Below are 15977 nucleotides of genomic sequence, written 5' to 3'. Positions count from 1 at the left end.
AAATATGAGAATACTAATCATCGCATTAATTGTTGCATTTAATTTATTTACAATAAGTGCTAAAGACAAAAAAAAGAATAAGAAATCAGATACACTTTCTGTACAAATTATGAAAGATACTGTTGTTGTAAAAAAGGATAGTACTGCTACAAAATCTGAAAAGAAAGACGAGATAAAATCTATAAAAGATTATACCAAAAAATGTAATAAAATAAGTGGTTTATTCAACCTTTATCAAGATAGCACAAATGGAAAACTGTACCTAGAAGTAACAAAAGATAAACTCTCTAAAGAATTCATTTACTTCGCACATGATATGAATGGAATAATAGATGCTGGCTATGCAAAAGGTGGTTATCGTGAAAATGAAATATTTAAAATAGAAAAATATTTTGATAGACTTGATTTCTATTTAGAAAATACTAACTATTATTTTGATCCAAATAATTCATTAAGTAAATCTCAAAATTCAAATATTAATAGACCACTATTCTTATCTGAAAAAATAATAGCAAAAGATGAAGATGCGTTCTTAATAGATGCAGACAACTTATTTTTTGCAGAAACCATTAAACAAATAAAACCTTCTAAATCGCCAAATTCAAAACCTGATGATTTTTCTTTAGGCTCATTAAGCAAATCAAAAACAAAATATATTAAAATAAAGAACTATCCAAGCAATACTGATGTAGCTGTTTCTTACGTATTTGACAATCCTTCTCCTATAAACAGTGGTGGCACAGAAGTTACAGATGCTCGTTTTGTTTCTATTGATATTCAACATAGCTTTATTGAAGTACCAATCAATAATTATCAACCAAGAAACGATGACCCACGTGTAGGTTATTTTATGAATAAGGTAGACGACCAAACATCAACATCACCAACACCATTTAGAGATATTATTCATCGTTGGGATTTACAAAAAAAGAATCCAAACGAGGTTATTTCTGAGCCGATTGTTCCAATTGTTTGGTGGATAGAAAATACAACACCTGTTGAATTTAGAGAATCAATAAAAAATGCAGCTTTAACATGGAATATTGCTTTTGAAAAAGCTGGATTCAAGAATGCAATAGAAGTATATGTACAACCAGATTCTGCTACTTGGGATGCCGAAGATATAAGATATAATGTTTTGAGATGGACATCATCACCACGTCCACCTTTTGGTGGTTATGGACCACATTTTGTAAATCCAAGAACTGGACAAATATTAGGTGCTGATATTATGTTGGAATATATTTATCTAACCAATAGAGTGATTTATGAAAAATTATTTGATTTTTCAAGCTTAGATAATGATGCACAACATGAAAATCCTTTTGGATGTAGCTTTGGAAATCAAATGCATAATAATGTTCAAGCAGGAATAAACCTATTGAAAGCAAATGATTTCTCTGATTTTGAACAAAGAGAATTTTTGAAACAAGCATTGTATGATTTAGTTTTACATGAGCTTGGACATACTATGGGCTTAAACCATAATTTTATTGCAAGCACATTGCATAATAAGCAAGAAATGCAAGATGTTGTTTTAGGTTCTACAATAGGACTTACTGCTTCTGTGATGGACTATACTATCCCAAATATTTCTCCAGATAAAAACAAACAAGGATTATATTTTGATATTAAACCTGGACTATATGATGAATGGGCAATAAAATATGGCTACTCAACTTATAATAACAAAGAAGAAGAAGAAAAAGGATTAGAAGAAATTCTTGCTCAATCTACAAAGAAAGAAAACAGATTTTTTAATGATGGTGATGACATGAGAGCACCAGGAAAAGGAATGGATCCAAGAGTAATGCTAAATGATATGAGCAGTGACCCAATAGGCTATGCTACAGAAAACACTATTATGCTAAAAAATACCATCAGTAAATTATTAGATATTTATTCTGATGAGGAGCAATCTTATCATGCAGTTAGAAATGCATATATTGTAATTACTAATAATATTGGAAGAAATCTTTCTATCGTTAGCAAATACATTGGTGGTGTTTATATGGATAGATCTTTTAATAACCAAGAAACTGAGAATAAGCCATACACGCCAGTTGATTTACAAACTCAGAAAAAAGCAATGAGCGTTTTAAGTAAATATTGTTTTGCACCAGATGCTTTAAATTTCGATTCAAATATATATAATTATTTACAAATTCAAAGAAGAGGATACAACAGAGAAGGTAATGAAGATCCAAAAATTCATGATAGAATTTTAAACATCCAAAAATCTGTTCTTGACCAAGTATTACACAAAGATGTATTGAAAAGAATTGTAGATACAAAACTTTATGGCAATAAGTATGATATTAATACAATGCTTAAAGATTTAACTGATGCAATATTTAAAGATGACTTATATAGTAATACAAATTCTCTAAGACAAAACATACAAGGAGAATATGTTGAGCGCTTATTGAATATCGTTGAAAATAAATCTGGGCAAGCTTATAGTATAAAAGCTGCTGCTTTGGCACAAGTGGAAAGAATTAAACAATGGTGTGATACAATAAGCAGTGGAAACAGTTTAACTAAAGCACACAGAAAAAACTTGTCTTTAATAATTCAAGAAAGCTTGTACGACTAAGATTTTAAACCATCCCAGCCAAGCGCAATTAAATCATGATAGTTGTCGCCTTTGGTATGCAATTTTATACCTAAGTTGGCATCTAAAATTTCTCCTATGATAGCAATATCGTGGTGTTTGTCTAGTTTAGATTTATCTTTTGAATCAATAGTAAATAATAGCTCATAATCTTCGCCTCCACTTAATGCACAAGTAATTGGATCAATACTAAAATCTAAAGCAGTATCATACGTTTCATTTGCTATTGGAATATTAGCTTCTTCCAATAGACAACCAACATCGCTTTGTTTACAAATATGTAAAAGCTCTGAACTTAAGCCATCAGAAATATCTATCATACTTGTAGGCACAATATTTTCTTGTTCAAAAAATGCAATTATATCTTTACGAGCTTCTGGTTTCAATTGTCTTTCTACAATATAAGTATGCTTATCCAATTCTATATTTGCATCGGGTGCATTTAAGAATACCTGTTTCTCTCTTTGCAACATTTTTAAGCCAATATATGCTGCACCTAAATCGCCTGAAACACACAACAAATCACCTTCTTTTGCTGTATTTCTGTATACAATCTTTTCTGCACTTTGTTCGCCTATTGCTGTTATAGAAATAATCATTCCTTTTGATGATGCCGTTGTATCGCCACCAATAATATCTACCTGATAACGCTCGCATGCTAATTTTATGCCTTCATAGATTTCTTCTACTGCTTCTACAGAAAATCGATTAGAAATTGCAAAACTTACCAGTATTTGCTTTGGAATTGCATTCATTGCATAAACATCAGATAGATTAACCACTACTGCTTTATATCCCAAGTGTTTCAATGGTGTGTACACTAAGTCAAAGTGAATATCTTCTACCAATAAATCTGTTGTAACTACTTGCGCTTTCTGATATTCCAAAACAGCAGCATCATCGCCAATGCCTTTTATGCTTGATGTTTGTTTAAGTACTATATCCTTTGTAAGTCTATCAATTAACCCAAACTCACCTATTTTGCCTATTTCTGTTCTTTTTTCCATATACAAATATAGTTAGGTATAGTGTATTCGTTTTAAGATTAAAGTATTATTTTTAGATAAAAAATTTACAACACATGTTTTTTTCTCAAAAAAACAATTCAGAAGCAAACAATAAATTTAAACTAAAACATATCAATGTATATGGTTCTACTGAATGGATGGCAAATAGTACCAAAAAGTACAGAACAGTATATGATGTTGCTGAAGTTGATTATCTAAATGCTGAAGTTGCAATTTATAATAAATTATTTGATGAAGAAGATTGGAGTTGTAAAATAGAAATTAAAGCGTTTAATAAAAACGACTTAGAAAAGGCAATCTGTAATTTAGATGCAAATTTAGAAGTATCTAAAGAAGATAATATTATCTACTACAGAGATGGATGGGGCGTTCCTACAAAAGGAACTTTCTGGAAAGCAGGCACCTACCTTTGGAAAGCCTATTTGGATGGAGAATTTATTGGAGAAAAAGAATTTATCATTAACGACATTGGACTAGTTACAAATAATAACAATCCTTATTTTAGAGTAGAGTACATTAAGTTATTTTCTGGTGATGGTAATGCAAACATAATTCCAGAATCTGAAAGAAAATATTTGAAGAAATTCAATTCTGCAGCAACACAGTATGTTTGGCTAGAAATGAAGCTCACAAATCTTACAAACAAACCTTGGGATTATGAAATATTTTTCAATTACTATGATGATGCTTGGCAGCACAAAGCTCAGACATTTAGAATAGGTAAGATAGAAGCATCTAAAAAAGATTGGACTTATACTTTTGATGTTGGCTGGGGAAGTGATGTGCCTGGTGGATGGAAAGATGATAAATATATATTAGATGTTGTATTTATGGATTGTTCTGTTGCCTTGGCTGCTTTTGAATGTGGCAAAGAAGATGTAGAAGGCGAAACACCATTAACCAAAAAAATAGAAAATATAGTTTCTGCTCAAAAATCAAATGCTAGTGATAATTTAGATACAGATAAAACATTAGATGAACTACTTGTAGAACTAAACGAACTTGTAGGATTAGAGAATGTAAAAAACACCATCAACGAACAAATTACTTATCTAAAATTTGCAAACTTAAGAAAACAACAAGGAATTGATGATGATGCAAATATAAAACTACATGCTGTTGCGTATGGAAATCCAGGCACGGGAAAAACCACAGTTATGCGCTTGCTTGGAAAAATATATCACAAATTAGATTTATTAAGTTTAGGACATCTAAACGAAGTTAATAGAGTTGATTTAGTAGCAGAATTTATTGGACAAACAGCACCAAAAACACAAAAAGTAATTGAGAAATCTAAAGGTGGAATTCTATTTATTGATGAAGCTTATGCTTTAGCAAGAAGTGGAGAAGACAGTAAAGACTATGGCAAAGAAGTTATTGAAATACTTATTAAAGAAATGAGCGAAGGCACAGGCGATATTGCCATTTTCTGCGCAGGATATCCAAAAGAAATGGAAGTGTTTTTACAATCAAATCCAGGTTTAAAATCAAGATTTGGACAATACTTCAATTTTCAAGACTATTTGCCAGAAGAACTATTTCAAATTGCCATAAAAATTGCTGAAAAATCAAAACTTACTTTTAGTAAAGAAGCTCAAGTAGAACTAAAAGAATATCTAACAGAAGCATATAGAAAAAGAGATAAAAACTTTGGTAATGCTAGGTTTGTAGAAGGCGTAGTTGGCTCAGCCAAAATGGAATTAGGTATTAGACTAATGAAAGATGCATCTAAGCAATATTCTAAAGAAGAACTTTCTACCATAATTTTAGAAGATGTAAAAAAAATAACAGAACAAGAAGAGCATAAGAAGTTAGTACTAGAAGTTGATATTGTAGAATTGCAAGATGCACTCACAGAATTACACCAACTAATAGGAATGAATACTGTGAAAAAAGAAATAGATGAGCTTGTAAAATTAATAATGTACTACAATGAAATTGGAAAAGATGTACTCAATAAATTTTCATTACACACTGTTTTTACTGGAAATCCAGGCACAGGAAAAACAACTGTAGCCAGAATTTTAGGTAAAATATTCAAATCACTAGGAATTTTAGAACGTGGCCATGTAGTAGAAGTAGACAGAGAACAATTAGTTGCTGGATTTATTGGACAAACAGCAATAAAAACAGGCTCAAAAATTGAAGAAGCAATGGGTGGCGTTTTATTTATTGATGAAGCTTATGCATTAACCAAAAATGCATCATCAGGCAACGATTTTGGCTCTGAGGCAATAGAAATAATTTTAAAAAGAATGGAAGATAATAGAGGAAAATTCGTAGTATTGGCAGCTGGCTATCCAGACAATATGAACGAATTTCTACTATCAAATCCTGGATTAAACTCAAGATTCGACAAAAAAATACATTTTGATGACTATACACCAGAAGAATTGTGGCAAATTGCAGAATCATTATTTAAAAAAGATGATTTAGAAGTAGATGAAATTGCAAAACAACATATCCAACAATATTTTGCACTTTTGTATAAAAATAAAGACAAGTTTTTTGGAAATGCAAGAACAGTAAGACAAACCACTGAAGATGTTATCAAAAAACAAAATATAAGAATGGCAACCTTAGATAAAAACAGTAGAACACAACAAGCAATACATACCATAACTATTGACGACGTACAACATCTTGCATATAAAGAAAATTTAAGAAATTCAATAGGGTTTTAATGCATAATATAGCAATAGTTGCCAATACATCTTTTAACATTGTTAATTTCAGATTGCCTTTGATGCATTTTCTGAAAGAAAACAATATCAATGTCATTGCCATTGCACCACAAGATGATTACGCTAAAACTATTGTATAAAATGGTTTCAAATTTATTCCAATCAAAAAACTAACAAGGAAAGGAACCAATCCAATACAAGATTTACAACTTCTGTTAGAACTAAGAAAAATATATAAGCAAGAAAAAATTGATGTTGCACTTCAGTACACAATTAAGCCAAACATTTACGGAAGCTTAGCTACACTATTTGGCAAAACAAAAACAATATGTACCGTAACTGGTTTAGGCTATACATTTTTAAACAAAAGTATAGCATCTAGCATATCTAAACTATTATATAAAATAGCATTTCTACGCTCAAATTTGGTGTTTTTCCAAAATCAAGAAGATGCAAATTTGTTCGCCAAAAAAAAATTAGTAAACAATAGTAAAACTAAAATTATTAATGGATCAGGAATCGATGTAGACTATTTTCATCCAAATTTTTGCAAACAAAATGCGCTTGAAAATAGTTTGGTTCGGTTTTTGTTTATAGGTAGATTATTGAAAGACAAAGGAATATATGAATACATTGGCGCAGCACAAAAAATAATTAAAAAGTACAACAATACAACATTTACAATCGTAGGAGATTTTGATGAAAACAATCCGAGTGGCATTCAAAAAGAAAAACTAACAAGTACATTGATAACAGACAAAATAATATATCAAGGCTATGTAAAAGATACAAGAAATATTATTTGTGCTTCAGATTGTGTTGTATTGCCATCATACAGAGAAGGTTTGCCAAGAGTTTTGCTAGAAGCTATGGCTATGCAAAAACCATGTATAGCTACAAATGTTGCTGGATGCAAAGATGCTGTAGACGAGCAATGTGCTTTATTTGCTGATGTTGCCGATACAACATCATTATACAAGGCAATGGAAAAATATATTTTATTGGATAATACTACAAAAATCGAAATGGGAAAACATGCCAGACAAAGAGCAGAATCTAGATTCTCTGTACAACTGATTGCTAAAAATTATTTAGCAGAAATTTTAATTTTAATTAACAAACATTCATAAAATAAAAGAATTCTTTTTAATTTTGAGATGCTAATGTCAAAAACTGATTTGTTTCTTCCTGCTTCGTTGGTAACTTCTTTTATATTGACGTATATGTTTATACCATCAATTATTAAAGTTGCTGATATTAAACACCTATATGATACACCAGATAATGAAAGAAAATCTCATGATGCTGCCATTCCAAACTTAGGTGGAATTGCCATATTTGGTGGCTTTCTTATTTCATTTTGTTTGTTTTCATTATTAGATTCTGTTAATGAAATAAGATATATACTAGCTGCACTGTGTTTTATTTTTATGGTTGGTGCCAAAGATGATATTGTAGAATTGGTGCCTTATAAAAAATTTGTTGGACAAATATTTGCGGCATCTATCATTGTTGTTATTGGAAAAATAAGATTAACAAGTATGTATGGTTTATTTGGTATTTCTATGCTATCAGAGTTTCCAAGCATACTTCTAAGTATTGTTACTATTGTATTTATTATTAATGCATTTAATATTATTGATGGAATAAATTTACTAGCAGGTGGTGTTGGTGTTATTATTGCCACAGCATTTGGTGTGTGGTTTCAACATTATGGTTTTACCAATTATGCAATAATGGTCTGCTGCTATGGTTGGTTCTATTCTTGCATTCTTAAGATTTAATTATACACCAGCAAAAATATTTATGGGAGATTCTGGTAGTCTGTCTGTTGGTCTGTTGGTAGCCATCTTAGCTATACAATTTATTGAGAAAAATGAAATTGTTCTAAAAAGTGGAAAAGTGATTTAATACCAATTGTATCATCTCCAGCAATGGCAATTGCAGTGCTTATAATTCCTATATACGATACATTAAGAGCATTTACGCTTAGAATTATAAGAAAAAAATCACCTTTTTTTGCAGACAGAATACACATCCATCATAGACTAATAGACTTAGGAATGACACATATCCAAGTATCATTTGTATTGTTTTTTGTGAATATATTATTCATTATTCTAGTATATTTTTTACAGTTTATAGGAAATACAGCATTAGTTTTCATAGAATTTGGTTTGGCAATTCTACTTACTGTCATTTTGCATTTTATTGGCAAAAAATCAAATCCTACAAAAGATAGAGAGCAAAAGCAAGTAAAAAACTTAGTAGGTTCTTTATAAATAAAAAGGCTCAAAAAAATCCATTTTCCTTATATCTCTAGCTTCTTTCTGATAAAGAATATATTGGTTTAGTTCTTTTACAATAGTATATTCTTGTCTGTTTGTTTGTATAAACTGATGCACCAATCTTGTGCTTTCCAATTCATTTTTTCTAATCAAGACAAAGCAATTTTTCTTAAGAATCAAATCCACATTAAAGAAATCTGTGAGCATTGCATCAAATCGCAAGTCACCATCAATTACTATAAATTCAGGCAATATGTTTCCTTCTAAAAGTTTTGGTAAAACTGCGTACGAATTATCATCTCTGAAATCAATCAAATCCCAATTGTCTTCTGCTTTTAAGAATTTAATTCCTGAAAACTGGTGCATTTCTTGTCTTGGGTCTACAACAATATGTGGTTTCTGAGTAGCATTTACAATGGTGTTTGCAAGTTTGCCATCAGCTAATCCAATTTGCAATGTCTTTACAACTGTTTTTTTTCCTTTTAAGAATGAATGTATATACAATAGACATTCATCCAAACAAACATTTAGTTCGTGTTGGTTTTTATTTTCATTCATGTTTTAGGTCTATTAAAAGATGTCGTAAATTTATATAATTTATTATATAAACGAGAAATAATTTAATAGACAATGTGCGAAGAAAAATATTAATTATCTACTTGTTGCGATTTTCTATGGTATCTTGCTACAATATTTGGGTCTGGATGTGTACGCGTTTTGGTACTTATTTTATCTACATATGGAATTAGAGAGATAACATATCTAATACTTTCTAATCTTGCTTTTTGCTTGTTATTTGCTTTTACAATTATCCAAGGTGAGAAAGAAGTATGCGTACGTCTAAACATTTCTTCTTTATATTTTGTGTAGATATCCCATTTTTCCTGTGCTTGCATATCAACTGGGCTCAACTTCCATTGTTTCAATGGGTTCTTTTTCCTTGATTCAAATCTTCTTAATTGCTCTTCTTTTGATATAGAAAACCAAAATTTTATAATGATAACGCCATCTTCGTAGAGCATATGTTCAAATTCTGTTACTTGCTGCATAAATACTTCATACTGTTGTTGTGTACAGAAATAATTTACTGGCTCTACAACTGCTCTATTATACCAACTTCTATCAAAAAAGACAATTTCTCCTTTATTTGGTAGTTGTTTAATATATCTTTGAAAATACCATTGTCCTTTTTCTTCATCACTAGGTTTTGGTAATGCTACTACGCGCATAGCACGTGGATTTATATGTTCTGTAAATCTTCTGATGGTTCCACCTTTTCCTGCAGCATCTCTTCCTTCAAATAAAACAGCAATTCTTGCACCTGTTTCTTGTGTCCATCTTTGTAATTGCACCAATTCTATCTGTAAATCATGCAACTGTTCTTCATAAGCAATATTTGATAGAATTTTATTTGGGCTTGCACCTTCGCTTTTTATTAATTCTGCTAAATCTTTTTTTGATTTTAGATTATTCAAGTCTCTAATCAAAATAGATTGCTCTTCATTTTTTATTTCATTAGTAGAATCACTTCCATTTTTGTTGTCTAATGGTAGTGTTGTTTCTTTTGTGTTTGGTACATTAGTCTTCTGTACCTCAAGATTTTTTGTCTTTGTCTTTGTGTTTGGATTTACTTTTGCCATTTAGCAAAAATATTCCAACAAAGTTGTTTAATATATGATATTAGTTAATTGTTGTTATGATATTTGTCAGAGTTGTATTTGATTTAGTATATCAAAAAAGAACCTAAATGCAATGATAGTAATATAGACAACAAAAGCAAACAGTACTATAAGAATAATTATTATTGGAATAAGATATGGTAAAATACTGCCTTGGTGTTTTCCTTCTTCAAAATGTTCTATGGCTAATGTTAGGTTTCTTTTATTTGCCTTAAACATAAAATCAAATACAGTACCTAAAAATGGAATAGCACCAACAACTGCGTCTAAAGTAATATTACCAATCATTTTGCCAATCACTTTAGAGCTTGCTCCATTTCTAAACATACCTATTAACAAATACGCAGAAATTAAATATCCAGCAATGGCACCACCATATGGAATTAAGTTTAATATTGGATCTATTCCAAATGTTCTATTTGTTCCTGGAATTTTAAATGCACTGTCCATTAGCTTTACATACTTAGACACATTTACCAATTCCTTTGGAAGCTTATTCTTTTCGTTTATTGTTTGCATTGTATTAAATACAATTAATGAAAATTAATCATTGGTAAAGATACAAGTTGTTGCTCTACATTAGATACACTTGCTATTCCTGCAAAACCACCAGATGCTTCAGCTATTTCTTTTGCAAATGTTCTAAATGATTTTATCAAGGTACTTGCATACAATGGATCTATAGTTGGTAGAATTGTATCTAGTTGAGTTAAAATAACACTCAATTTTTCAATACGCTCTTCAGTAGCTAAGTTTTCGTATGCTAAACTATATTTGTTTAATGAGCTATCAAAAACATTGTTTGCAGCTTCATAATAATCTTGTAACAATTTGTCACCACTATCTTTTCTTACTAAAATTATTCTAAGCCCAGTACTAATTTCTTCACTGTTTAAATCATCATCTGCAGAACCAATTAGTAATGTAATAATTGCAGGAACATCAAAAAGCAATTCTTTTTCTTCGTTATTTAAGTGTTCAAATTGTGGTATTGTCATAATGTCTATTTATATTAATGCACGAAAATAATATTTTCTCAGCTATTTTTTTAGACATATTAAGATATTTTAAGTTTAGCTACTTATAAAAAGCAAAAAATATTTGTTTTATACAAATTTATACTTATCTTTGCACCAAGATTGATGAGAGGACTTGACAAAGTCCTCTTTTTATTTATAAAAAATAATGGAAAATTCTATTCAATTAAAGGAACAAATTGAGCAATATTTAAACAATAATATTGACAACACAACTATGTTTGTGGTTGATGTTAAAGTATTGCCAACGAATAAGATAGAAGTATTTATTGATAGATCAGATACAAATATTACGATAGATGAGTGTGCAAAAACCAGCAGAAAGCTAGAAGAATATTTAGAGTCAAATCAATTAGTAGGTGAAAAATATACATTAGAGGTATCATCACCCGGAATGGATCAACCTTTTAAAGTACCACAACAATTTCTAAAAAATATAGATAAAAATGTAGAAATACTAATGAATGATGGTACAAAAGATATTGGAATACTGATTGCATACAATCCAGATAGTGTTGAAATTCAAACAGAAAAAAAGGTAAAAAAAGAAATAATCACAGAAAATAAAACAATATTATTATCAGAAATTAAATCAATAAAAAAACATTTCATTTTTAAAATTTAAAAAACATGAATACTGTAGAATTAGTAGAGTCGTTCTCGGAATTTAAAGAGTTTAAGAACATAGACAGACCAACAATGATGCGTGTCTTGGAAGATGTCTTTAAAACACTCCTTAGAAAAAAATACACTTCAGATCAAAACTTTGACATTATAGTAAATACAGACAAAGGTGATTTAGAAATTTGGAGACATAGAAATGTTGTTGAAGATGGTCAGGTAGAAGACAAACTTGCGGAAGTAGAACTATCTTACGCTAAAACAATAGAGCCAGACATGGAAGTAGATGAAGAATTGTATGAGCCAATTCCATTAGAAATATTTGGCAGAAGAGCCATTCTTGCAGCAAGACAAACACTAATTTCTAGAATTTTAGACTTAGAAAAAGACGAAGTATACAAAAAATATAAAGATAGAATTGGAGATATTATTTCAGCAGAAGTATACCAAGTATGGAGAAAAGAAATTTTACTGTTAGATGATGAAGGTAACGAACTAATCCTACCTAAAAACGAACAAATAAAAACAGATTTCTACAAAAAAGGAGATACCATTAGAGCAGTCATTAAAGACGTAGAACTAAGAGGTAGCACGCCATTAGTTATTCTTTCAAGAACGGCGCCAGAGTTCCTTGCAAAATTATTAGAACAAGAAGTACCAGAAATTTTTGATGGATTAATTATCATCAGAAAAATAGTTAGAGAACCAGGCGAAAGGGCAAAAGTTGTAGTAGAATCTTACGATGATAGAATTGATCCAGTTGGAGCTTGCGTAGGAATGAAAGGCTCAAGAATTCATGGAATTGTTAGAGAATTAAGAAATGAAAACATAGATATCATCAACCATACAAGCAATATAATGTTGATGTTACAAAGAACACTTACACCAGCAAAAATTGAATCTATATCATTAGATGATGAAAGAAAAAAAGCAGCAGTATTCTTAAAACCCGATCAAGTTTCATTAGCAATCGGAAAAGGAGGTTTTAATATCAAATTAGCAGGAAAAATTACAGGTTATGATATTGATGTATTCAGAGACACCGACGAAATGCATGATGATGATGTTAATTTAGATGACTTTGCAGATGAAATTGACGAATGGATTATCAAATTACTCAAAGAAATTGGTTGCGATACAGCAAAAAGCGTTCTAGAAATTGACAGAGAAGACTTAATTAGAAGAACTGACTTAGAAGACGAAACCGTAGACGAAATTATTAGAATATTAAAATCAGAATTTGAATAAAATTCTGTAATCAGAAACAAAAATATTACTTTTACAACAGATTATGTCCGAAACAAAAACATTAAGACTAGCCAGTGCCGCAAAAGAGCTCAATGTGGGTATTGCCACCATTGTAGAACATTTGCAAAATAATGGATTCCCAGATATTGACAGCAAGCCCAATACAAAACTATCAGAAGAGCAATATAATGTGTTGTTAAAAGATTTTTCCCAATCAATTGCCATCAAAGAAAAAGCAGAACAGCTAAATATTGGCAAAAGAAAAGAAGATGAAGAAAAAGTAATAGAAACAAAACCTGAAGAAGAAGTTGTTGTAAGACAAAAGGTAGAAGTAGAAACACCTAAAGTAATTCGAAAAATTGACCTTGATGGTAACAAACCAAAAAAAGAAGAAACAAAAAAATCAACTGCTAAGAAACAAGAAGAGGTTGCACCAGTAGAAAAAACTACAGAAGTTGAAAAAATTCAATTAGATATTTTCGAGGATAACAAAGTAGAAGAAACTATAGACGTAGAAGAAGTAAAACAAATTCCTGTTGTAGAAACTCCTGTAGAAGACACCGTAATAAAAGCTGAAGCTGAAAAACTATCTGGTCCAAAAATATTAGGCAAAATTTCTTTAAAAGAAGAAAAAAGCCCAGAACAGATATATAGAAAAGAAGAAAAACAAAGAAAAGAAGACGAGAAAAAGAAAGAAGACGCCAAACAAGAGGAAAAAAAGAAAAGAGCAAGAATACACGCTAACAAAGTAGACGTTAAAACTTTCGAGAAAACAAATCCAGGCAAAACAGACGGGTTTAGAAAAGACAACAGAAGAGGACCTGCTGGAAAAACTACAAAAGAAACAACAGAAACAGTATCTGAAAAAGATATCAATGAAAAAATAAGAGCCACTATGGCAAAACTTGCTGGTTCAAAAACTAAGCAATCTGGCGTAAAATATAGAAGAGAAAAAAGAGAAGAACACGCAAAAAGAGCAGAAGAAGGAGCAGAAGACACAAATATCTTACAAGTAACAGAATTCATCACCGTATCAGAACTAGCAAGCTTAATGAACGTGTCACCAACACAAATCATTAGTTCATGTATGGGCTTAGGTGTTTTCGTATCTATCAACCAAAGAATAGATGCTGAAATTATAGAACTTGTAGCAAGCGAATTCGGTTACGAAATCCAATTCACTTCATTAGAAGAAGTAGAAATAGACGAAGACGAATCAACAGATAATGAAGAAGACTTAATACCAAGACCACCAATTGTTACCATAATGGGACACGTAGACCATGGTAAAACTTCATTACTTGACTACATTAGAGAAGCAAACGTAGTTGCTGGTGAAATGGGCGGAATAACACAACATATTGGTGCCTACGAAGTAACAACAGCAAAAGGAGATAAAATAACATTCTTAGATACACCAGGTCACGAAGCATTTACAGCAATGCGTGCACGTGGTGCTAAACTTACTGATATTGCAATCATTGTAGCAGCAGCAGATGACAATATAATGCCACAAACAAGAGAGGCAATTAGTCACGCGCAAGCTGCAGAAGTACCAATGATTTTTGCTATAAACAAAATCGACAAACCAGCAGCAAATCCAGATAATATCAGAAAACAATTATCTGAAATGAATATTTTAGTTGAAGAATGGGGCGGAAAATTCCAATCTCAAGAAATATCAGCTAAAAAAGGAACAAATATTGACTTATTACTTGAAAAAATCCTATTAGAAGCTGAACTTTTAGAACTAAAAGCAAATCCAAATAAATATGCCGTTGGTTCAGTAATCGAAGCAAGCTTAGATAAAGGACGTGGCTATGTATCTACAGTAATGATACAAGAAGGCACCATGAAAATAGGAGATGTAATGGTAGCAGGACAATACTACGGACGTGTAAAAGCAATGTACAACGAACGTGGAACAAGAATTACTGAAGCAGGACCATCAACACCAGTTCAAGTATTAGGCTTATTAGGCGCACCAAACTCTGGAGACAAATTAAAAGTATATAGCGAAGAAAGTGAAGCAAAAGAAATAGCAAACAAAAGAGCTACAATACTAAGAGAACAAGGACTAAGAGCTAAAAAACACATTACTCTTGATGAAATAGGTAGACGTTTAGCATTAGGCAACTTCAAAGAATTAAATTTAATTATAAAAGGTGATGTGGATGGTTCGGTAGAAGCACTTAGTGATTCATTATTAAAACTATCTACTGAAGAAATAAAAGTAAATATCATTCACAAAGGTGTGGGTCAAATTTCTGAATCAGATGTATTATTAGCATCAGCATCAGATGCCATTATCGTTGCATTCCAAGTAAGACCATCAGCAAATGCAAAAGCAATTGCAGAAAAAGAAGATATACAAATCAAACATTACTCAATCATTTACGATGCTATCGAAGAAGTTAAATCTGCGATGGAAGGCCTATTAGAACCTAAATACGAAGAGAAAATAGTAGGAAATGTGGATGTAAGAGAAGTATTTAAAGTAAGTAAAGTAGGTACTATTGCTGGTTGTTATGTAACTGATGGAAAAATCATTAGAGCAAACAAAATAAGAATCATCAGAGATGGAATTGTTGCTTTTGAAGGCGAATTAGACTCATTAAAACGATTCAAAGATGATGTGAAAGAAGTAACAAAAGGCTACGAATGTGGTATAAAAATTAAAAATTATAACGACATTAGAGAAGGCGATGTTATTGAATCATTCGAACATGTTGAAGTTAAGCGTAAGCTAAACTAATCTACACAAAAATATATCACTTA

At 30.8% G+C, this 15977-nt stretch carries 15 protein-coding genes and 1 pseudogene; 11 read left to right on the top strand and 5 right to left on the bottom strand.

The genetic code is table 11. The features are described from left to right. Positions 1-4 precede the first annotated feature (4 nt). Positions 5-2596, top strand: a complete 2592-nt coding sequence (locus IPK18_06425) for a zinc-dependent metalloprotease (protein ID QQR99138.1) — start codon at positions 5-7, stop codon at positions 2594-2596. Here IPK18_06425 and thiL read toward each other — a convergent pair. Then, positions 2593-3621, bottom strand: coding sequence for a thiamine-phosphate kinase (gene thiL / locus IPK18_06420; GenBank protein QQR99137.1), 1029 nt, complete (start codon positions 3619-3621; stop codon positions 2593-2595). The genes IPK18_06425 and thiL overlap by 4 nt on opposite strands. Before the next feature lie 74 nt (positions 3622-3695). Here thiL and IPK18_06415 point away from each other — a divergent pair, with 74 nt between their 5' ends. The 7 genes and pseudogenes from IPK18_06415 to IPK18_06385 all read left to right on the top strand — a co-directional run bounded on the left by IPK18_06415 (position 3696) and on the right by IPK18_06385 (position 8608). Further along, positions 3696-6326 (top strand): AAA family ATPase, encoded by a 2631-nt coding sequence (locus IPK18_06415; GenBank protein QQR99136.1) that lies wholly within the window; start codon positions 3696-3698, stop codon positions 6324-6326. Beyond that, positions 6326-6466 (top strand): hypothetical protein, encoded by a 141-nt coding sequence (locus IPK18_06410; GenBank protein ID QQR99135.1) that lies wholly within the window; start codon positions 6326-6328, stop codon positions 6464-6466. Before IPK18_06415 ends, IPK18_06410 begins: the two co-directional genes overlap by 1 nt. A gap of 15 nt (positions 6467-6481) precedes the next feature. Then, positions 6482-6769: pseudogene (locus tag IPK18_06405) on the top strand (glycosyltransferase family 1 protein). A 15-nt stretch (positions 6770-6784) separates the two neighbouring features. Beyond that, a complete protein-coding gene (locus tag IPK18_06400; protein QQR99134.1) occupies positions 6785-7456 on the top strand; it encodes a glycosyltransferase in 672 nt (223 codons plus the stop codon). Positions 7457-7489: 33 nt separating this feature from the next. Next, positions 7490-8110 carry an undecaprenyl/decaprenyl-phosphate alpha-N-acetylglucosaminyl 1-phosphate transferase gene (locus IPK18_06395; GenBank protein QQR99133.1) on the top strand — a complete coding sequence of 207 codons (621 nt, stop codon included), beginning with the start codon at positions 7490-7492 and terminating at the stop codon, positions 8108-8110. Continuing rightward, the gene (locus IPK18_06390; GenBank protein ID QQR99132.1) at positions 8076-8237 is read left to right on the top strand and encodes a hypothetical protein; all 162 of its coding nucleotides are present in this window, start codon (positions 8076-8078) and stop codon (positions 8235-8237) included. Before IPK18_06395 ends, IPK18_06390 begins: the two co-directional genes overlap by 35 nt. Positions 8238-8260: 23 nt before the next feature. Next, the gene (locus IPK18_06385; protein ID QQR99131.1) at positions 8261-8608 is read left to right on the top strand and encodes a hypothetical protein; all 348 of its coding nucleotides are present in this window, start codon (positions 8261-8263) and stop codon (positions 8606-8608) included. Here IPK18_06385 and IPK18_06380 read toward each other — a convergent pair. From IPK18_06380 to IPK18_06365, 4 genes are all read right to left on the bottom strand, one after another. Further along, positions 8603-9172 carry a hypothetical protein gene (locus tag IPK18_06380; GenBank protein ID QQR99130.1) on the bottom strand — a complete coding sequence of 190 codons (570 nt, stop codon included), beginning with the start codon at positions 9170-9172 and terminating at the stop codon, positions 8603-8605. The two genes, IPK18_06385 and IPK18_06380, sit on opposite strands and share 6 nt — an antisense overlap. Before the next feature lie 89 nt (positions 9173-9261). After that, entirely contained in the window at positions 9262-10254 is a 993-nt protein-coding gene (gene ppk2, locus IPK18_06375; GenBank protein QQR99129.1) for a polyphosphate kinase 2, read from the bottom strand. 66 nt (positions 10255-10320) lie between these two features. After that, a complete protein-coding gene (locus IPK18_06370) occupies positions 10321-10812 on the bottom strand; it encodes a DUF4112 domain-containing protein (protein ID QQR99128.1) in 492 nt (163 codons plus the stop codon). A gap of 14 nt (positions 10813-10826) precedes the next feature. Next, complete coding sequence (locus tag IPK18_06365) at positions 10827-11291, bottom strand: hypothetical protein (GenBank protein QQR99127.1); 465 nt, start codon at positions 11289-11291, stop codon at positions 10827-10829. A 187-nt stretch (positions 11292-11478) separates the two neighbouring features. On the opposite strand from IPK18_06365, the gene IPK18_06360 reads away from it, so the two are divergent. Genes IPK18_06360 through infB form a run of 3 tightly spaced genes read left to right on the top strand, consistent with a single transcriptional unit; the run spans position 11479 to position 15954 of the window. Next, positions 11479-11955: a ribosome assembly cofactor RimP gene (locus IPK18_06360; GenBank protein QQR99126.1), complete on the top strand. Its 477-nt coding sequence runs from the start codon at positions 11479-11481 to the stop codon at positions 11953-11955. A gap of 5 nt (positions 11956-11960) precedes the next feature. Further along, the gene (gene nusA, locus IPK18_06355) at positions 11961-13199 is read left to right on the top strand and encodes a transcription termination/antitermination protein NusA (GenBank protein QQR99125.1); all 1239 of its coding nucleotides are present in this window, start codon (positions 11961-11963) and stop codon (positions 13197-13199) included. Between the two features lie 43 nt (positions 13200-13242). After that, positions 13243-15954 (top strand): translation initiation factor IF-2, encoded by a 2712-nt coding sequence (gene infB / locus IPK18_06350; protein QQR99124.1) that lies wholly within the window; start codon positions 13243-13245, stop codon positions 15952-15954. The last annotated feature ends 23 nt before the right edge of the window (positions 15955-15977 follow it).

Source organism: Sphingobacteriales bacterium (assembly GCA_016699615.1).
Lineage (GTDB): Bacteria > Bacteroidota > Bacteroidia > Chitinophagales > JADIYW01 > JADJSS01.
The sequence above is the reverse complement of the archived record's forward strand: the minus strand, read 5'-3'. Positions and strand labels throughout refer to the sequence as shown.